General features: G+C 70.6%; 15 protein-coding genes. 4 read left to right on the top strand and 11 right to left on the bottom strand.

Annotated features, from left to right (window positions below):
* Window positions 1-20: 20 nt before the first annotated feature.
* Window positions 21-2795 (top strand): winged helix-turn-helix domain-containing protein, encoded by a 2775-nt coding sequence (locus tag AC1G9L_RS05615; RefSeq protein ID WP_481070449.1) that lies wholly within the window; start codon window positions 21-23, stop codon window positions 2793-2795.
* Window positions 2796-2931: 136 nt separating this feature from the next.
* Here AC1G9L_RS05615 and azu read toward each other — a convergent pair whose 3' ends face one another.
* From azu to AC1G9L_RS05585, 6 genes are all read right to left on the bottom strand, one after another.
* Window positions 2932-3387, bottom strand: coding sequence for an azurin (azu, locus tag AC1G9L_RS05610; protein ID WP_481070448.1), 456 nt, complete (start codon window positions 3385-3387; stop codon window positions 2932-2934).
* A 148-nt stretch (window positions 3388-3535) separates the two neighbouring features.
* Window positions 3536-4723, bottom strand: coding sequence for a pyridoxal phosphate-dependent aminotransferase (locus AC1G9L_RS05605; RefSeq protein ID WP_481070447.1), 1188 nt, complete (start codon window positions 4721-4723; stop codon window positions 3536-3538).
* Window positions 4724-4755: 32 nt separating this feature from the next.
* A complete protein-coding gene (locus tag AC1G9L_RS05600) occupies window positions 4756-5265 on the bottom strand; it encodes a Rid family hydrolase (protein WP_019799091.1) in 510 nt (169 codons plus the stop codon).
* Between the two features lie 44 nt (window positions 5266-5309).
* Window positions 5310-5738 (bottom strand): c-type cytochrome, encoded by a 429-nt coding sequence (locus AC1G9L_RS05595; protein WP_481070446.1) that lies wholly within the window; start codon window positions 5736-5738, stop codon window positions 5310-5312.
* Entirely contained in the window at window positions 5735-7309 is a 1575-nt protein-coding gene (locus AC1G9L_RS05590; protein ID WP_019799089.1) for an FAD-dependent oxidoreductase, read from the bottom strand. Before AC1G9L_RS05590 ends, AC1G9L_RS05595 begins: the two co-directional genes overlap by 4 nt.
* A 208-nt stretch (window positions 7310-7517) precedes the next feature.
* Window positions 7518-10214 carry a TonB-dependent receptor domain-containing protein gene (locus AC1G9L_RS05585; protein ID WP_019799088.1) on the bottom strand — a complete coding sequence of 899 codons (2697 nt, stop codon included), beginning with the start codon at window positions 10212-10214 and terminating at the stop codon, window positions 7518-7520.
* A gap of 287 nt (window positions 10215-10501) precedes the next feature.
* Here AC1G9L_RS05585 and AC1G9L_RS05580 point away from each other — a divergent pair, with 287 nt between their 5' ends.
* Entirely contained in the window at window positions 10502-11119 is a 618-nt protein-coding gene (locus tag AC1G9L_RS05580; protein WP_481071024.1) for an HAD-IA family hydrolase, read from the top strand.
* A 510-nt stretch (window positions 11120-11629) separates the two neighbouring features.
* Here AC1G9L_RS05580 and AC1G9L_RS05575 read toward each other — a convergent pair.
* A complete protein-coding gene (locus tag AC1G9L_RS05575) occupies window positions 11630-12862 on the bottom strand; it encodes an acetylornithine transaminase (protein WP_019801987.1) in 1233 nt (410 codons plus the stop codon).
* Between the two features lie 151 nt (window positions 12863-13013).
* Here AC1G9L_RS05575 and AC1G9L_RS05570 point away from each other — a divergent pair, with 151 nt between their 5' ends.
* Window positions 13014-13883: an ion transporter gene (locus AC1G9L_RS05570; protein WP_019801988.1), complete on the top strand. Its 870-nt coding sequence runs from the start codon at window positions 13014-13016 to the stop codon at window positions 13881-13883.
* Between the two features lie 4 nt (window positions 13884-13887).
* On the opposite strand, the gene AC1G9L_RS05565 is transcribed toward AC1G9L_RS05570, so the two are convergent.
* The 4 genes from AC1G9L_RS05565 to AC1G9L_RS05550 all read right to left on the bottom strand — a co-directional run bounded on the left by AC1G9L_RS05565 (window position 13888) and on the right by AC1G9L_RS05550 (window position 17377).
* The gene (locus AC1G9L_RS05565) at window positions 13888-14310 is read right to left on the bottom strand and encodes a VOC family protein (protein WP_010343362.1); all 423 of its coding nucleotides are present in this window, start codon (window positions 14308-14310) and stop codon (window positions 13888-13890) included.
* A 115-nt stretch (window positions 14311-14425) separates the two neighbouring features.
* Window positions 14426-15586, bottom strand: a complete 1161-nt coding sequence (locus tag AC1G9L_RS05560; RefSeq protein WP_209246032.1) for an ROK family transcriptional regulator — start codon at window positions 15584-15586, stop codon at window positions 14426-14428.
* Between the two features lie 187 nt (window positions 15587-15773).
* Window positions 15774-16589, bottom strand: a complete 816-nt coding sequence (locus tag AC1G9L_RS05555; RefSeq protein ID WP_481070445.1) for an SDR family oxidoreductase — start codon at window positions 16587-16589, stop codon at window positions 15774-15776.
* A gap of 125 nt (window positions 16590-16714) precedes the next feature.
* Window positions 16715-17377 (bottom strand): serine/threonine-protein kinase, encoded by a 663-nt coding sequence (locus tag AC1G9L_RS05550; protein ID WP_481070444.1) that lies wholly within the window; start codon window positions 17375-17377, stop codon window positions 16715-16717.
* A gap of 332 nt (window positions 17378-17709) precedes the next feature.
* Here AC1G9L_RS05550 and AC1G9L_RS05545 point away from each other — a divergent pair, with 332 nt between their 5' ends.
* Entirely contained in the window at window positions 17710-19722 is a 2013-nt protein-coding gene (locus AC1G9L_RS05545) for a bifunctional DedA family/phosphatase PAP2 family protein (protein WP_481070443.1), read from the top strand.
* Window positions 19723-19742: the final 20 nt, after the last annotated feature.

The raw sequence follows: 19742 nt of genomic DNA, 5'->3' as shown, positions 1-19742 counted from the left end.
CAGACGACACCGCTGGCGACATGCTCAAGCCCGTGACGCTGTTGAACCCGCGCCCTCCCGCGTCCTCGCACGACGGCCCTGGCGTGTCCGACTGGGTGCTGGCCGACAAACTCGCGCCACCACGCGCACGCGTGGCCACGGTGCCGCGCGAGGCCTTGCTGCAGCACCTGGACCGCGCCGCCGAACTGCCGCTGACCGTGTTGCTGGCGCCGCCCGGATTCGGCAAGACCACCCTGCTCGGGCAATGGCACCAGCGCCTGCGCGAGCGCGGCGATGCCGCGGTGGCGTGGCTGTCGCTGGACGAGGACGATGCCGACCCGGGGCGCTTCCTCGCCTACCTGGCGCTGGCCGCGCGCGAAGCCGGGATCGAACTCGGCGCGCCGTTGCAGGCCGCGCTGCAGCAGCAGGGTCAGGACCTGGACGTGGCCGCCACCGTGCCGGGCCTGATCCGTGCGATCCGCGCCGCGCCGCGGCGCCTGCGGGTCATCCTCGACGACTACGACCGCAGCCAGGCCGGCGCGCTCGACGAGGTGGTGACGCGGCTGGTCGAACATGCCGGCGGCCAGTTGCACCTGCTGCTGGCGACGCGGCGCGCGCCGGCGCTGCCGCTGGCGCGCTGGGCGCTGCAAGGGCAGTTGGAACGCATCGGCGCGCGCGAGCTGGCCCTGGACGAGGCGGAGACGGCGGCGCTGCTGGGGCCGCAGGTGCCGATGACGATGGCCTGCCAGTTGCGTCGCCAGACCGAGGGCTGGGCGGTCGCGCTGCAACTGGCCGGGCTATGGCTGGGCGGCGACGAGCGCCGCCGCGACGACCTGGGCCGTTTCTCCGGACGCACCGCCGAGCTGGCGGCGTACCTGGCCGAACAGGTGCTCAACGACCTGGATCCGGCATTGCGCGCGCTGTTGCTGCAACTCTCGCCGCTGGAACGGTTCAATGCCGCGCTCGCCGACGCGGTGCGCGAGCGCGACGACAGCGGCCGCCTGCTGGAACGGCTGGCGCACTTCCAGGGCCTGCTGGTGGCGCTGGATGGCGAGCACGAATGGTTCCGCTTCCATCCGCTGTTCGCCGACTACCTGTCCCAACAGTTGGAGCGCGAGACGCCCGGGCTGGCGCCGCAGTTGCACCGGCGCGCCGCGCAGTGGTTCGACGCGCACGGGCAGTTGCCCGAGGCGGTGCGCCACGCCGTGCGCGGCGGCGCGATCGACAGCGCCGCCGACTGCATCGCCCGCGCCGGCACCTGGCAATTGCTGCTGCGCCATGGCACCGCACCGGTGCGCGCGCTGCTGCGCCGCTTCCCGCGCCAGTGCATCGGCGAGCGACCGGCGCTGGCCCTGACCCAGGCCTACCTGCACATGAAGCTGGGCGAGTTCGCGCATGCGCAGACGCTGCTGGAACGGTTCCGCGATTTCCCCGAGCAGGCGCGCGCGCCGTTCGAGCGCGACTACACGGTGGTGGTGGCGTTGCTGCGCGACCTGCTCGACCAGGTCTGCGCCAACCGGCGCGGATTGGCGCAGATCGCCGCACAGGCCGTCGCGCTGGACGAGGACGACAGCCTGGGCCGCGGCACCCTGTGGTGCATCTGCGCCACCACCGCGCTGGGCCGCGCCGATTTCGCCGGCGCCGAACGCTATGCGCAGTTGGCCGGCACGGCGATGCACGCCAGCGGCAGCGAGGTCGGGGTCAGCTACGCGCTGACCCACCTGGCGCAAAGCCACTTCTACCGCGGCCAACTGGACCGGGCCGAGGCCACCTGCCGCCAGGCGCTGGCCATCGCCCAGCGCCAGCAGCAGTTCGATCCGACCCTGCAGGCGGTCGGCCAGTGCCTGCTGGCGCAGTTGCAATGCGAACACGGCCGCTACGATGCGGCCGCCGACTGCCTGCAGCCGGCGCTGGAGTTCCTCGAGCAGCACGACGGCTGGCTGGACGTGTACGCCGCCGGCTACGAGACCGCGCTGGTGCTGGCGCGGCAGCACGACCGCAGCGGTCGCGCCGCACTGGACCTGCTCGACCACGTCGACCGGATCGCGCACGCCCGGCACCTGGGCCGGCTCGCCGACCTGGCGCTGGCCTGGCGGCTGCACGTGCTGCTCGACCAGCCGCCGTCGCCGGGGCTCGACCTGCTGATCGCGCGTGCCAGCGGCGAGGCGCGCTTCACGCACGCGCTGGCGCAGCCGCAGGATTGGCGCTTCCTGACCGCGCTAGGGTTCGCCCTGGCCCGCTGGCATCGCCTGGGCGGCCGCACCCGCGCCGCGCTGGCGGTGCTGCAGGGCGTCGAAGCGCGCTGCGTGGCCGCCGACAATCAGACGCACCTGGCCCGCGCCCGTGCGCGCATCGCGCTGGTGCTGCACGACCGCGGCGAGTCCGACGCCGCCCTGCCCCACCTGCGCCACGCGCTGCAGCACGTGGCCGCCACCCAGGCCTGGCAGTGCCTGCTGGAGCTGGGCGTGCCGGGCAAGGCCCTGCTGCGCATGGCGCGCCAGCAGGACCCGCAGGCAGCGCCCAACACCACGCTGGCGATGACCATCCAGGCCTTGCTCGACAAACTGCGGCACGACCAGGACAACGGCGCCGAACTGTTCAGCGAGCGCGAACTGGAGGTGCTGGCGCTGCTCGCGCAGGGCGCCGCGAACAAGCAGATCGCGCGGCGCCTGGCGCTGTCGGAGAACACGGTCAAGTTCCACCTGAAGAACCTGTACCGCAAACTGGACGCCGGCACCCGCGAAGCCGCGCTGGCCAGCGCGCTGCAACGCGGCCTGCTGCAGCGCATGGCGCCGCCGGATGTCGCATCGGACTGAGTGCCACGGTGGGATCCGCGCCGTCGTCGTCTTCGTGGATGCAGTCGGCGCTTCCGCAGGCCGCCGCCTGCGGAGCCCTCATGCCGGCAAGACCCCGCAGCGGGATCGCGGGTCGCAGACCGACGCGCGGCGCCGCTCAGCCGAACACGAACTTGCCCTTCATCACCGCCCAGTGCCCCGGGAACGAACAGAAGAAGGTGTAATCGCCGCCCTTGCTGAGCTTGGCGGTGGAGAACTTGACCGTGTCCGACTGCCCCGCGCCGATCACCTTGGTGTGGGCGATGATCCGCGGATCGTTCTTGGGCAGGTAGTTGTCGGCCAGGCTGGAGCTGGTGCCGGCATTGGCCACCGCCTGGAAATCCGCAGTCTTGGTCAGCACCCAGTTGTGGCCCATCACCGCGGCGGCGAGCTTGCCGCTGTGCTTGAGCGTCACCGCCACCTCGGTGCAATCGGCGGCGACCTTGATCTGGGTCTGGTCGTAGGACATCTGGTCGGTGCCGGTGATGGTCACCGCACAGGTCTTGGCCCAGGCCGCCGGCACGAACGCGAGCGCGGCGAGGACCAGCAAGAGAGACAACAGTTTCGCTTTCAAGACGGACTCCTTGGCAATGGGAACGGCACCAGCGCACGCACTTCGCCAGCATGCGCTGCGCGCGCGGCGGCACCACGACTGTCTGCCTTTGCGCAAATGGTTGTCAACGACAAGCCCTCGTGCACTGCAACATCCAGCGCAGGCAGACCTAGGCATTGCGGAAGAATCCGTGCAAGGGATCGTGCGCCGCGAGCGGCGGCGGTACCGGCAGCGGTCCGCGCTTGCCCGCGGCCACCTGCGCGAACGCCTGCTTGAACCGCGCCATCTCCGCAGCAGTGCCGACGGTGATGCGCGAGCGCTCCGGCCATCGCGCCCAACTGCGGCCGACGAACACGCCATAGGTCGCCATTGCGTCCATGAACTCTTTCGCCGGCCGCTTCACGTCGACCATGAAGCAGTTGCTTTCCGAGACGGTGCAGGCGTAGCCCTGCGCGTCGAGCCAGCGCACCACGTCGCCGCGGATGGCGCTGTTGAGCGCGCGCCGCTGCGGCACCAGCGCCGGATCGCGCAGGCTGGCCAGGCCGGCGGCGACCGCGGTCACCGGCAGGCTGTTGACGCTGTAGAACTGGAGCCTGGCCAGCAGTTCCGGGCGCGCCACCGCATAGCCCAGACGGATGCCGGCCATGCCATAGAGCTTGGAGAAGGTGCGCAGCACGATCACATCGTCGCCGGCGGCGACGCGGTCGACCATGCTGCTGGCGCTGTCGGAGAAATGCAGGTACGCCTCGTCGACCACCAGCACGCTGCCCTTGGGCTTGTGCGCCAGCGCGTAGTCCAGGTCCTTGCGTGGGGTGACCGAGCCGGTGGGATTGTTGGGATTGCAGAGGTAGATCACCCCGGCGTGGGCGTCGGCGGCGCACATCGCCTGCACGTCGTGCGCATCGTCCTTGCGCAGCGGCACCTTGATCACCTTGGCGCCGTTGCGTGCGGCGGCGCGCCAGCCGGATTCGTAGGTGGGATCGGCGGTGACCAGCGACGCGCCGGGCGAGGTGAACGCCAGCATGGCGTAGTCCAATGGCTCGGTGGAACCGGCGTAGGCCATCAGGTGGTCCACGCCCACCCCGAGCTGGGCGGCGAGGGTCTGCAGCAACTCCAGTTGCAGTTCGCCCAGGTAGCGGCCGCCGCTGGACGCGATCGCGGCGATCGCGCGCTGCGCTGCCGGCGAGGGACCGCCGGGATACTCGTTGGCGTTGATCAGCACCGGCGCCAGCTCGGTGCCGGCCGCCAGCGCCGCGGCGGGCAGGGCCTGCGCCAGCCACGGCGTGCCGACACCGGCTGCGGCGACCAGCGCCGATTGCTGGAGGAACCTGCGGCGCGAAGGCGACGACTGCTGCATGAGGAACTCCTGGCAGGAACGTGGCGAAGGCACTACGGACGCACCGCGACCACTTCGATCTCGATGCGATACAGCGGATTGCCCAGCGCAGCGATCTGGAACGCCGAGCGCGCCGGCAGGTTGGGCTGCTCGGGCGTGCCGAAGAACTGCCGGTAGCCCTCCATGAAACCGGCGAAGTCCATCTTCCCGCCCAATGCCGGGTCTCCGACCAGGAACGCCTGCATCTTGACCACGTCGCGCATGCCCAGGCCCATGCCTTCCAGCTGCGCCTTGATCTGCGACAGCACGCTGACCGTCTGCGCCTTGGTGTCGCCATAGGTGGCGGGCGTGTCCTTGGGCGCGTCCGGATCAATCGGCCGCGGCACCGCGCCGCTGAGATAGACTGTGGTCTTGCCGGCCGGGATCTCCACCGCCGCGGAGATCGGGAAATCGCTGTTGGGAATCTTGTGCCGCACGACCTCGGCGGCGCCGGCCAGCGTGGGCAGCCACAGCGCGGCGCACAGGCCGGCATGGAGCGAACGGGAAACGACACGATGGCGCATGCGGAACTCCTTGCGATCGGAACGGAAAGGGAAGCGAGGCGGGCTCAGTGCCGCAGCGCGTGCACGTCCTCGGCGCTGAGCCGGCCGGGATAGTCGTTGCCGAATTGGCTGCGCACGTAGTGCACCACCTCGGCGACCTGCCGGTCGTTGAGCGTGTCGGCGAAGCCGGGCATGCCGCCGTGGCCGTCGAGCACCATCATCGCCACGTAGGGCGCGGCGGCCACCTTGGGATTGCCGGCCAGCGCCGGATACTCGCCACCGCCGCGCGCGCCCTGCCCGCCCGGCATGTGGCAGCTCTGGCAGATCGCCGCGTACACGGTGGCGCCCGAGGTGGTGGTGAACTCGGCCTGCGGGTACAGCGGGGTGGCATCGGAACTCTGCGCCACGGCCGGGCCGATCCCCGGCGGCAGCATCAGCGCGACGAGCGCGACGGCGATCGCCGCGGCGAGCATCCAGGAACGATCCGGTTTCATGCGCGGGCTCCGTTGACGACGCGCCGATGCAGGCGCTCGATCGCGTCCAGCGCCGAGGTGATGGCGCCTTCCTGCCAGGCCGGGATGTAGGAGGCGTGCTCGCCGGCGAGGGCGATGCGGCCGTCGATCTGGCACAGGTTCTCGTAATGCTCGGCGCGCGCGGCATCGCTCCACACGCCGAAGCAGCCGTGCGTGAACGGTACCCGGTGCCAGCCCACGGCGATGCCGTTGTCGAATTCGCGCGGGTATTGCGGATGCAGCTGCGTGCCGTACTCCACCGCCTTGGCCACGCGCTGCGGCGGCGTCATCGAGGTGAACTCGAATGCCTCCAGTCCCCACACGTAGGCGCCCAGCAACACGCCCTTGCCGGCACTCTGGAAGCCGGTGCTCGGATAGCTGATCAGGGTGATCGGCAGGTCGGTGTAGCTGATGCCGCCGTAGATCGCCTCGTCCTCTTCCCAGAAGCGGCGCTTGAACTGCAGCCCGACCTTGACCGAGGCCGCGTACGGCACCTGGCCGATCGCCGCGGCCATCTTCTCGCCCACCGCGATCGGGATGCGGCTGAGGATCGACAGCGGGATCGTGCACACGCACCAATCGGCCTTGGCCAGCCGTTCGCTGCCGTCCGCCTCCTGGTAGGCGACGCTGACCCCGTGCGCGTCCTGGTCGATGCGGGTCACCCGCGCGTTGTAGCGGATCGCATCGCCCAGCTGGCGCGCGAAGGCCTTGCCGATCTGGTCCATGCCGCCGACCGGCTGGAACATCGCGGTCTGCATCTCGTAGTTGTTGCCTGCCGCCAGCGTGGTCCACAGCCGCGAGCGCAGGATGTCCTGGGCGGTGAACGGTGCGGAGAACTGCGGCTTGCCGGACAGGCCGCCGCCGGGATACTTGGCGAAGCCGCGACGCTCGCTGCTCTCGCGGCCCTCGACGTAGCCGAAGTCCTTGTCCAGCGCGCCCCAGTTGCGCAGCGACTCGAGCAGAATCTCCTGGTCTTCGCGCTGCAGTTGCGCATCCAGCGCGCCCTGCCTGGTGCTCTTGGCCAGCAGTTCGGCCACGTGCCCCTTGTAGTCGGCGTCGATGTCGCGGAAGCGCTGCGGCCTGCCGCCGAAACCGGCGCGGCTGTGCAGCAGCGCGTTGAAGTTGACCTGCACGAACGGCTCCAGCGCCACTCCGAACTGCTTGCAGTAGGACAGCACCGCCTTGTGGTGGTGCGGGATGCGCCACGGCCCGGGATTGAGGTACATGCCTTCGTCGAACCCGCACTGCTGGGTGAAGCCCCCCAGTTCGGTGTAGCGGTCGCCGCCGCGCAGCGTCCAGTTGCGGCCGCCCGGGCGTGCGTTGTATTCGAGCACCTGCACGCGGTAGCCGGCCTTGCGCAGTTCGAACGCCGCGGTCAGGCCGGCCAGGCCGGCACCGAGCACCAGCACCGAGGCGCCGCGGGCGTCGCCGTCCAGGCGCGGCACGCCGGTGAAGCGCGATTCGGCGGCCAGTCCCAGGCTGTGCATCGCCTGGTACATCATCGCGCCGCCGCCGGCCAGGCCGATCCTGGCGAGCAACTGGCGGCGGGTCATGGCTCGCTTGGGGGCTGCGTGCATCGTGGACATCGCCTCGCGGATAGCGGGTCGACCATAGCCGTCGCGGCGGCGGCGCAGGCCGGATGCGGCGGGTAGGCCGCGAAGGAGTGGGTAGGTGGGTGGGTGTGGTGCCTGGCGGGGATTGCGGCGGTCGGACCCTCACCCCAACCCCTCTCCCGGGGGAGAGGGGCTTCAGCGACTGCGCTCAGAAGCGGTAGGTGAGCTTGGCGTAGTAGCGCGCGCCGAAGTAGCCGATCGGGCTGCCGGTCAGGTACGGCGAGTTGTAGTAGCTCAGGTAGTTGTTCTCGAGGTAGTCGTAGGCCGCCGCCGGGATCTTGTCCGGATACGTGTTGAACACGTTGTCGCCGCCGACGCTGACCGTGAGCCGTTCGGTGGGCCGGTAGGTCAGTTCGACGTTGGTCAGCGCCAGCGTGCCGATCTCCTGCTTGTAGTACGGCGCGCCGTTGACGTCGACCACGTCGAGCTTGCTCAGTACGCTGGCGGGGAAGATCTCGCCGTTCCAGTCGTCGTACGGCGTGACCAGCTGGTATTGCGGCCCGTAGATCGCCTCGGTCACGCGCAGGCTGAACTTGCCGATGTTGAGGGTGGCGCCCAGGTTGACCCGGTACTTGGGCGCGTTGTTCTCCAGGTTGATCAGGGTCGCCGCGCTGTACATGGTGGCGCCGCCGAGCACCTGCGGCGCCGGCTTGGCGTCGAGCACCTCGGTCTTGTTGTAGTTGGCCGCCAGGATCCAGTCGATCGAGCCCCAGTCGAACGCGCTGATGTAGTTGGTCACCCAGTCCACGCCGCTGCTGCGGGTCTTGAGCGCGTTGTTGAAGATCGCCACGGAAATGTTCTGGCGTGCGGTGGCATCGAGCGAGCCGCCCGGCGCGGACGGATCGATGCCGCCCAGGTAGCCGAAGTCGACCAGGGCCTGGCCGAGCGCGGCGTTGTAGGTCGCGTCGGGGACGCCGTCGCCGTTGGTGTCGCCCGGCTCGCCGGCGCGGGAGTATTCGAAGGTCCCGACGCCGATGCGGTCGGAGATGGTGATGCGGTAGAAATCCAGCGTGCTGTCGAGGTTGGACATCGGCCGGAACACGAAGCCCAGGCTGTAGTTGGTGCTGGTCTCCGGTTTCAGGCTGCCGAAGCCCAGCGCGGCGGCGGCGGCGCTGTTGGGCTGCAGCGTCGGCGTGGCGCTGGTCGGGCCGACCTGCACCGCCGAGTAGTAGCCTTCCTGCAGCGTCGGCGCACGGAAGCCGGTGCTGGCGGTGGCGCGCACCGCGAACGTGTCGCTGAGGTCGAAGCGGGTGGTCAGCTTGCCGACCACCTTGCTGCCGAAGTCGCTGTAGTTCTCGTAGCGCCCGGCCACGTCCAGCAGCCACTTCTCGGTCGGGTTGAACACCGCGTCGGCGTAGGCGGCATAGCTGTGGCGGCTGTAGGCGCCGGTGTTGAACAGCGGGTTGTAGCCGGGGAAGGACGAGGCACCGGCGCCGTAGTACGAGGCGGGGTCGCCCGCGTCGATGCCGTAGCGGTCGCGGCGGTATTCGATGCCGGCATTGAAGGTCAGCGGCTGCGACAGGCCGACGTCGAAATCGTGGGTGGCGTTGAGGTTGGTGGTCCACTGGCTGGCCCAGAAGCTGCCGTCGTAGAAATCCTCGGGCGAATAGCCGTCCTCCTGCCACAGGCTGAAGTTCATCGAGTTCAGCGTGTACACGTCCATCGTGTTCTTGCCGTAGCTGCTGGAGACATCCCAGGACCAGTCGGCCAGCACACCCTTCAGGCCGGCGGTGAGTTCGTAGTCGACCTCGTCGGACGCCTCGGACGGATTGAAGCCCAGCGGATACTTGTGGCTGACCGCGCCGGTCGTCGGATCGACATAGCCGCCATCCTGGCTGGGACGCCGGTAGTTCTCCTCCGACTGCGCGGTCTTCTTGCCGAAGCTGCCGAACGCGTAGAACTCGAGCGCGTCGCCAAGCACCGCGCCGGAGTTGAAGAACAGCGCCTTGCGGTGCACTTCCGGCGGATTGAGCCAGGCGTTGACGTTGGGAAAGCGCGGGTTGAGGGTCATGCCGCGGACGTCGTCGGCAAGGAAGTCGGCCATGCTCGGATTGACCGCCGAGCAGTCGGCGTAGTTGGCCACGCAGTCGGCGTAGCTGTAGGAGCCGAGCCGGTACACGGTCTTGCGGTTCTCGACCTCGGCGCTGAGGCTGAAGTACGCCGCGTCGCTGCCGAAGCCGATGTTGGCGCCCCAGGAATCGGTGCCGCCGCCCCCGTCCTTGTAGCCGGCGTAACCGGCATCCACCTCGCCGCCGTCGTGGTTCTTCTTGAGGATGATGTTGATGACGCCGGCGATCGCGTCCGAGCCGTACAGCGCCGCGGCGCCGTCGGTCAGCACTTCCACGTGGTCGATGGCCGCGGCGGGGATGAACGACAGATCCGCCGACGCCGCGCCGGTGGTGGTGTTGACGTTGGAGGTAATGTGGCGGCGCTTGCCGTTGACCAGCACCAGCGTGTGGTTGGGCGAAAGGTTGCGCAGACTGGCGGTGAGAGTCTGGCTGGCCATGTCGTTGCCGGTCTGGTTGGCGTTGTAGGACGGCACCTGGTTGGCGATGGCGTTGATCAGGTCCGGCGCGGCCGACTGCTTGAGCATCTCCGCGCTGACCAGCTGGATCGGCGCGGGGCTGTCGGTCACCGCCATGTTGGCCTTGCGCGTGCCGGTCGAGATGACCGTGATCGCGTCCAGCGTCTTGGCCTCGCCGTCGGCGTCCTCGGCCAGCGCCGGCAGCGCCTGCGCGGCAGACAGCAACAGCACCAGCGTGGCCGGCCCATGGCGATGGCCTGCGCTCTCCAGTCCCCTGCGCACCGATTCGGCCAGACGCTGCGTCTTCAATCGCTTGCTCATGCCCAAGACCCCCTGGATGGCGTGGATGTCGCGTGGAAACGCACCGGTCCCCTACCGGCGGCGCCGTGACGCGGCGCGGAGGAACCATAGCCAGCGCGCTGCGGCGAGCGGCCGCACGCGGCGGGTAGGTGGGCCGCGGGCGGGTGGGCGGGGGACCACCGGCAACGCCACGCGGGTAGCGGCGGTCGCCGCTGCCGGGGACCTGGGTTACGCTCGGGCGCCCCACCCCGGCCTCCTCGCATGTCCCAGCCCCGCCCTCGCCTGCCGTCGCCCGCACCATGGCCGTGCTGACCCAGCCGCGCCCGCGTCTACTGCTGCTCGATTTCGACGGCGTGCTGGCCGGCTACACCCGCGCAGTGCGCATCGCAGTCCTGGCCGCGCAGTGCGGCTGCGATCCGGCGCGGGTGCGGCAGGTGCTGTTCGCGTCCGGCCTGGAGACCGCCTACGACGGCGGCGAGCTCGCCACCGCCGACTACCTGGCGCGGCTGGGTGCGGGCCTGGGCAAGCCGGTGCGCGAAGCTGACTGGATCGCCGCGCGCGTCGCCGCCAGCCGCGGCGATCCCGGCGTGGTCGCGCGGGTGCTGGCACTGGCCGACCGCGTCGACATCGGCGTGCTGACCAACAACGGCGCGCTGATGGCCCAGGCGATCGCGCAGATCGTGCCGGCGCTGTTTCCGTTGCTGCAGGGCCGCGTGCTGTGCAGCGGCACGCTGGGCGGGCGCAAGCCGCAGGCCGAGGTCTATCGGCGTGCGCTCGACCACTTCGGCGTCGCCCCGCGGCACGCCCTGTTTCTCGACGACCTGTTCGTCAACGTGCGCGGCGCCCGTGCCGTCGGCATGCGCGCGGAAACCGCCAGCGGCGCGCGCGCGGTGCGCCGCGCGCTGGCGCGACATGGCCTGGCGTAGGCATCGCGCCTACGCACGCGGCAGATGCTTCCTGCCGCAGCAACAAGATGGATTAAAGCGGCTTCAGCCGCGACGCGCGATGCAATGGCCTCGCTGACCCCAGAGGCCATCGCTCCCCGCATTGCGTCAGTCACCGGTCATCGCGTCGGGACTGAAGTCCCTCCCACAGGCGCTTGCCTGCAGGTGACGCGTCCGCTGGCGCGATGCGATGGCCTCGCAGGCCCCAGAGGCCATCGCCACCCGCAGTGCGGCAGTCACCGATCATCGCGTCGGGACTGAAGTCCCTCCCACAGGCGCTTGCCTGCACGTGACCCGTCCGCTGGCGCGATGCCCACCTGTGGGAACGGCTCCAGCCGCGACGCGCGATGCGATGGCCTCGCTGACCCCAGAGGCCATCGCTCCCCGCAGTGCGGCGGTCACCGGTCATCGCGTCGGGACTGAAGTCCCTCCCACAGGCGCTTGCCTGCAGGTGACGTCCGCTGGCGCGATGCCTACCTGTCGGGGTAACTGTCAACGCGTGCCGACGTACTCCCGCAGCGCCGTGCGCAACCGCTGCAGGCCCTCGGCCAGCTCCTGGTCGGTGATGTTCAGCGCGGGCACGAAACGCAGCACGTCCGGCCCGGCCTGCAAGGTCAGCACCCCGTGTGCGGCGGCGTGGTCGAGGATCGTCCCGGCCTGCCCGGCATGCGCCGGGTTCAACACCGCACCGAGCATCAGCCCGCGTCCGCGCACCTGCGAGAACAGCCTGAATTCCTCGTCGAGCGCCGTCAGGCCCTTGCGCAGCGCCGCCGACTGCCGCGACACGTTGGCGGCGATCGCCGTCGAGGCCAGCTTGCGCAGCGCCACCCGTGCCACCGCCGCGGCCAGCGGGTTGCCGCCGAAGGTGGTGCCGTGCGCACCGAACTGCATGGTCTCGGCCACCTTCGGCCCGGCCAGCAGCGCGCCGATCGGGAAGCCGCCGCCCAGCGCCTTGGCCAGGGTCACGATGTCGGGGACGATCTGGTCCTGCCAGTGCGCGAACAGGGTGCCGGTGCGGCCCATGCCGCACTGGATCTCGTCCAGCACCAGCAGCGCGCCGTGGTGGTCGCACAGCGCCCGCACCTGCGCCAGGAAGCCCGGCGCCGCCGGCATCACCCCGCCCTCGCCCTGCACCGGCTCCAGCATCACCGCGGCCACGTCGCCGGCGGCCATCGCCGTTTCCAGCTGCACGATGTCATTGAAGTCGACGTAGCGGAAGCCGCCGGGCAGCGGCTCATAGCCTTCCTGGTACTTGGGCTGCGCGGTGGCGGTCACCGCGGCCAGGGTGCGGCCGTGGAAGCTGCCGCGGAAGGTGACGATCACCCGCCGCTGCGGCGGACGGCCCTGGGCGGAGGCCCACTTGCGCACCAACTTGATCGCCGTTTCGTTGGCCTCGGCACCGGAATTGCACAGGTAGGCCTTCTCCGCGAAGCGCGAGGCCACCACCAGTTCCTCGACCAGCCGCAGCGGCGGCTCGCTGTAGAACACGTTGCTGGTGTGCCACAGCTTGCCGGCCTGTTCGAGCAGCGCCGCCTGCAGGTCCGGATCGTTGTGGCCGAGCCCGCACACGGCGATGCCGGCGGACAGGTCGATGTAGTCGCGTCCCTCGCTGTCCCAGACCCGGGCGCCCTGGCCGCGCTCCAGCACCAGCTGGCGCGGGCGGTAGATCGGCAGGCTGTAGCGTTGACCGAGGGCGATCAGCTCCGCGGCGGAAGAAGCGGTCATCGAGGCAGTCCTGCGGGGAAAGCGCCGATTATAGAGACCACCGGCAGCGCGTGCCCGGGACCGCCGGCGGGCGCCTGGCACCATGGGCTGGCACGCCGTCCGCTGCGGCAGCGCACGCCGGGCGGCACTGCCGCTCGGGTAGCATGGGCGCATGCGATTTTTCCTCGATTCCCCGCTCGCCCCGGCGACCGAACACGGCTGGCGGCGCCGCTGGTTCGACATCATCTATCGGCACGACACCACGCCGTCGCGCAACTTCGACCTGTTGCTGGTGGCGGCGATCGTGGCCAGCGTCGCGGTGATCCTGGTCGACAGCGTGCCGGCGCTGCACAGCCGTTACGCCGGCACCCTGTACGTGCTGGAATGGGCCTTCACCGTGCTGTTCACCGCCGAGTACGTCTTGCGCCTGGCCACGGTGCAGCGGCCGCTGCGCTACGCGCTGAGCTTCTGGGGCGTGATCGACCTGTTGTCGATCCTGCCCACCTACATCTCGTTTCTGCTGCCCGGCGCGCAGACGCTGCTGGTGGTGCGTGTACTGCGGGTGCTGCGGCTGTTCCGCATCCTCAAGCTGACCCGCTACGTCGAGGAAAGCAGCCTGCTGGTCGATGCGTTGTGGCGCAGCCGGCGCAAGGTGTTCGTGTTCCTGTTCACGGTGATCACCCTGGTGGTGATCTTCGGCGCGCTGATGTACGTGGTCGAGGGCCCGGCCAACGGCTTCACCAGCATCCCCACCGCGATGTACTGGGCGGTGGTGACGATGGCCACGGTCGGCTTCGGCGATATCGCCCCGCTCACGCCGCTGGGCCGCGCCATCACCTCGGTGCTGATCCTGATCGGCTACAGCATCATCGCCGTGCCCACCGGCATCTACACCGCCGAACTGGCCAACAGCCTGCGCGACGCCGACCGCCTTCGCGCGCCGGATCGACGCACCTGCGCACGCTGCGGCCTGCACGGCCACGACCGCAACGCCGGCTATTGCCGGGGCTGCGGCCAGGCGTTGCCCGAGACCGCGCCCTGAGCGCTCACCACACGCCGGTATTGGGCATCGACGCCCACGGCTCGGCCGGGGCCAGCGCATCGCCCTTCTGCAGCAGTTCGATCGAGATCAGGTCGGGCGTGCGCACGAAGGCCATGCGCCCATCGCGCGGCGGACGGTTGATGGTCACGCCGAGCGACTGCAGGTGCGCGCACAGGGCGTAGATGTCGTCGACCTCGAAGGCCAGGTGGCCGAAGTTGCGGGCGCTGCCGTAGTCCTCGTCCGAACCCCAGTTGTAGGTCAGCTCGACCTCGGCCTCCGGGTTCTCCGGCGCGCCGAAGTACACCAGGGTGAACTTGCCGGCTTCGTTCTCGATGCGGCGGGTTTCGTGCAGGCCCAGGCCTTCGGTGAAGAACTTGCTGGTCTTCTCCAGGTCGTGGACGCGGATCATGGCGTGCAGGTATTTCATCGTGACAGCTCCGAGGGTGGGGGATGGGACGCGTCGTACCGCGATGGCGCGCGGAAACGGCGCATAGGGTAGCGCCGGCGGCGTGCAGGCATGGCGACGCCGCGGCGGGACCGGTTCAACGGAAATAGCAGGCCTTCAGCGGCAGCGCCGCCGCGCCCACCGCGCTGGCGTCGGCGGTGGCGGCGGCCGGCAGCAGCCGCGGCAGCGGCCGCGCCTGGCCGCGGCGCGGCTGGTTGTCGATGCGCACGTGCGGAATCAGCCGCGTGGCCAGCTCGCGCGGCATGCGCCCGCCGAACACCACTGCCTGCGGATCGAAGATCGCCACGATCGCGGACACGATCAGCGACAGACCCGGCGCCACCCGCGCGATCCAGCGCTCGATCGCCGGCCACGCCGGATCGTAGGCCGCCAGCAGCGCGCGGATGTCGGGCAGCGCGATGCCGTCCTCGGCCAGCAACTGCCGCAACAGCTCCAGCGTGCCGCGCTCCAGCCCCTGCTGCGGCAGCATGCCGGCGAACTCGCCGGCATTGCCATGCGCGCCGCGCAGGCAGGTGCCGTCGATCACCACGCCGCCGCCCAGGCCGTAGTTGAAGTGCAGATAGGCGAAATCGCGGTACTGGCGGCCGATGCCGAGCAGGCTCTCGCCCGCCGCCGCCACCGTGCCGTCGTTGTCCACCCACACCGGCAGGCCCAGCGCCTCGGCCAGCCAGTCGCCGATGGACAACTCGCCCAGCGCGCGCAGCGGCTCGGGCGGATTCATGTGCACGCCGTCTTCGACGAAGAAACCGGTCATCGCCACCCCCGCACCCAGGCGCGGGCCGAGCCCGGCGCCGGCGGCCGCGGTCAGCGCCGCATCCGCCTCGCGCAGTTGCGCCAGCAGCGCGGCCGGCTCGGTCGAACGCAGCGCATGTTCGGCAGTGGCGCGGATCTGCCCGCTGAAATCCAGCAGTGCCAGCGACAGCGCATCGGTGGCGATCGCGTAGCCGACGGTGTGGCCGTAACCGGGATTGAGCGCGATGCCCGCGCCAGGCTTGCCGCGGCCGGCATGCGCCAGCGAGGCGCCGATCGCGACCAGGCCGCGCTCGGCCAGCGCATCGACCAGGCGCACCGCCGACTGCACGGTCAGCCCGGTGCTGCGGCTGAGATCGGCGCGGGTGGCGGTGCCGGCCAGGCGCAGGCGGTCGAGCATGTGCCGCTCGTTGTCGCTGAGATCGGCATGGATGGCGTGGCGGGACTCGGGAAGGCGCGGCAGGGCGACGGCGACTGGAGCGGGCATGGGCGGCGGTGGCATCAAGACCCAGGCAGCATAGCCGCGCCGGGTCGTTGCGGCACCGGCCGCGCTCGGATGGAACAGAGCGTTTGTGCAGCGCGCCGCAGCCCGCACACGGTGCGTTTGCGGTCGTGGCCCCTGCCGCCCAAACCGCCGCGCCGCGTCGCCTCCGGTGCGCCGGCGCCTGGGGGCCTCAGTCCAGGAACAGATCCGGCAGCAGCGGCTGCGAGGGATCCAGCGCATAGCCGGACAGGTCGTGCACCCCGGCCTCGGCCAGCACCGCGTCGTCGATCAGGAACTGGCCGAAGAAGCCGGCCGCCGGCCGGGTCAGCACGGCGTGCGCGGCGTCGGCCATGATCTCCGGGCGACGGCCGTTGCCGGCCTCGACGCCAGGGATCATGTTCAGCGCCTCGGTGGCGATCAGCGTGCGCGGCCACAGCGCATTGACCGCAACGCCCTGCGGGCCGAACTCGCCGGCCAGGCCCAGGGTGACGAAGCTCATGCCCATCTTGGCCAGGGTGTAGCCGGTATGCGGCGCCCACCACTTGGGTTCCAGCGACGGCGGCGGCGCCAGGGTCAGGATGTGCGGGTTGGCGCTGCGCAGCAGATGCGGCAGGCAGGCCTGCGCGCACAGGAAGCTGCCGCGCGCATTGACCTGCTGCATCAGGTCGAAGCGCTTCATCGGCGTCTCCAGCGTCCCGCGCAGCCAGATCGCGCTGGCGTTGTTGACCAAGATGTCGATACCGCCGAACGCCTCCACCGTCGCCGCCACCGCCGCACGCACCTGCGCCTCTTCGCGGATATCGCACTTCAGCGCCAGCGCACGCCCACCAGCCGCCTCCACCGCCGCCGCCGCGCTGTGGATGGTGCCGGGCAACTTGGGATTGGGCACCGCCGACTTCGCCGCGATCGCCACATTGGCGCCATCGCGCGCCGCCCGCAGCGCGATCGCCAGCCCGATACCGCGCGAAGCGCCGGTGATTAAGAGGGTTTTACCTTGTAAGGTCACGGGATTGGGGATTCGGGATTGGGGATTCGCCAAAGCTTAGCGCCTTGCTGTCCCCACCAGGGCCGGGTCAGGCGCCGCCATGCGCCGTTGCCAATCCCCAATCCCGAATCCCCAATCCCGGCCTTTCAGGGCTTCGGCCCCTGCCCCTCGTTGTCTTCCCACTTGAGCAGGCGCCGGGTGACGAAGCGATAGACCGGCTTGCCGCTGGCGAACCACAGTTCGCGCACCCAGGAATGGCGCTTGAGCAGGCGCCGCTCGACCGGGGTCAGGGCGTGCGCGCAGTACATGCGCTTGTGCTTGAGCAAGTGGCGCAAGTCCTCGCGCGCCAGCAGGCGCATCCAGCGCGAGCGCGGCGCGCCGCGCACGGCGAGCTGGAAGTCGATCAGTGCCGGGCTGCCGTCCGCCAGCACCAGCCAGTTCGCTTCCTTGGCCAGGTCGTTGTGCGCCACGCCGCGCCGGTGCAACTGCTGCAGCAGGCGCCGCGCGGCGCGGAAATACGCCAGGTCGCCGCACGGCGGCCGCTGGTACATCGCCGCGCCGTCCAGGTAACTGCGGTCCAGGAAGGTGCCGTCCCAGCCGCGCAATTGCGGCGTTGCCGCCATGCCGTCCAGTTGCCGCAGGGCGAGCGCCTCGCGCCGCGCCAGCCACCACGCCGGCAGCCGCAGCCACCACGGCGAGGCAGTGAGGTCGCGGCGAACGAAGCGCGCCTCGCCTTCGCCCAGCAGCAGGATGCGACCGAAGCTGTCGGCCTTGAGGATCTGGACGGTGCGGGGAGCGGGGGCAGGCATCCGGCCAGTGTAGAGCGTGCGACGCGGTTTGATCGGTCTGCACACACGGCCACCGCCAGGCAGGCGCCTGGTCCGGCGCTGGTCAGCTGCGCGTCGCGCCCCACGCCACGGCAGGCCGCACCGCTGGATCGGCGCGTCGCGCTGGACTGCGGCGGATCCACGCACGGCCCCGCGCTCCTCGGCGCGGATTGGACCGGCGCAGTCCGGGATGGCGCCCACAATGCGCCTGCAGCAAACCAGGCGCCGGGCAGCCCGGTGCTGCAAGGGCGCTCGCCCGACTCGGCATCGCCAGCGCTAACGGACCGTCATCACGCTCCCTCTATACTTGCCCGATGAATGCCTCATGGACCGATGCCACGCTGGAGTGGATCGCAGCACACCCCATCCTGGCCGGCGCGGTCATCTTCGCCATCGCGTTCTGCGATGCGGTCATCATCCTCGGCACGCTGGTGCCGGCGCTGCCGCTGCTGTTCGCGATCGGCGTGCTGATCGGCCTGGGCCAGATCTCCGGCCCGTACGCGGTGGTCAGCGCCGCGCTGGGCGCGCTGATCGGCGATGCGGTCAGCTACTGGGTCGGCTACCGCTGGGGCCATCAGTTGCGCAACTACTGGCCGTTCAAGCGCTACCCGCAGCTGCTCGACCGCGGCGAGGCGATGTTCCGCCGCAACGCCTTCAAGAGCATCCTGGTGGCGCGCTACGTCGGCGCCATCCGCCCGTTCGTGCCGGCGGTGGCGGGCATGATGAAGATGCCGCTGCGGCGCTACCTGCTGCCCAGCAGCGTGGCCGCGGTGACCTGGGCGCTGCTGTTCCTCGGGCCGGGCTGGCTGTTGGGCCAGGCCTACGACGCGGTGGCCGCGGTCGCCGGCCGTCTGTTCCTGGTGGTGGGCCTGCTGGCGCTGGCGCTGGGCCTGGTGTGGGCGATCGTGCTGTACGGCTACCGCTGGTCGGCCGGACACATGGACGCACTGCTGGCGCGCGGCCTGGACTGGTCGCGCCGGCACCCGGTGCTGGGCCGCTACTCGATCGCGGTGTTCGACCCGCAGCGCCGCGAGTCGGTGCCGCTGGCGATGCTGGCGGTGATGCTGCTGGCGCTGGGCTGGGGCTGGTTCGCGCTGCTGATGGTGGTGGTGGCGCACGGCGAGCCGCTGCGCCTGGACCTGGCGGTGCACGACCTGATGCTGGCCCTGCGCAACCCGCTGGCCGACTACCCGATGACCGCGCTGGCCTCGCTGGGCGACTGGCAGGTGCTGCTGCCGCCGACCGCACTGGGCCTGCTCTACCTGGCCTGGCGCCGGCGCTGGATGGCCGCGGCGCACTGGCTGGCGGCGCTGGCGTTCGGCCTGGCCCTGACCAAGCTGCTCGGCACCACCGTGCACGTGGTGCGGCCGCCGGCGGCCAGCAGCGGTTTCGGCTTCCCGTCGGTGGCGGTGACCATGGCCACGATCAGCTTCGGTTTCTTCGCGGTGTTGATCGCGCGCGAACTGCCCGGGCGCTCGCGGGTGTGGCCGTACCTGTTGTCGGGTGCGGTGGTGACCCTGATCGGCTTCGCCCGCCTGTACCTGGGCGCGCACTGGCTCAGCGACGTGGTCGGCGGCATGCTGTTCGGCATCTTCTGGCTGCTGGTGCTGGGCATCGCCTACCGCCGCCGCTTCAACCGCGGGTTCTGGATGAAGCCGCTGGCCTGGCTGTTCTATGGCGGCTTCGCGATCGCCGCGCTGTGGTACGCGCCGCGCCAGCTGGAACGCAAGCTGGCCAAGTTCGAACCGCCGCCGCCGCAGGTCACGCAACTGGCGGATGCGGCCTGGTGGCAGCACGACTGGCGGCAATTGCCGTCGCGACGCAACGAGTTCGACGACGACCAGCGCTGGCCGCTGGACATCCAGGTGGCCGGATCGCTGGCGCCGCTGCAGCGCCAGCTCGAAGCGGCCGGCTGGCGCGTGCAGCCGCAGGCCGGCTGGCAGCAGGCGCTGCAGTTGCTCGACTACAAGGCCACGCCGGCACAGGTGCCGGTGCTGCCGGCGACGCTGGATACGCGCGTCGAGTCGCTGCTGATGCTGCGCCCCGGCCCGAATCCGGACGAGCTGTATGCGCTGCGCCTGTGGCCGGCGCCGGCGCGCCTGCAGCCGGGCAACGTGCCGCTGTGGCTGGGCAGCGCGCAGAGCCTGCGCTACGAGCGCCACTTCAACCTGATCGGCCTGTGGCGGCCGCTGCGCGGTGCCGATCCGGCGCTCAATGCCGTGACCGAGGCGCTGCACGCGCTGCCGACCCGCAAGGACATGCACCGTCGCAGCCAGATCCCGGTGCTGCTGGTGCGCAGCGACGGCGAGGCGCCGCCGTCGCCCTGAGCGGCGGCGACGCGCCTGGG

The sequence above is a fragment of the Xanthomonas sp. NCPPB 1132 genome (genome assembly GCF_056629235.1).
Note: the sequence above shows the minus strand (reverse complement) of the source record. Positions and strands in the feature narration are given on the sequence as shown.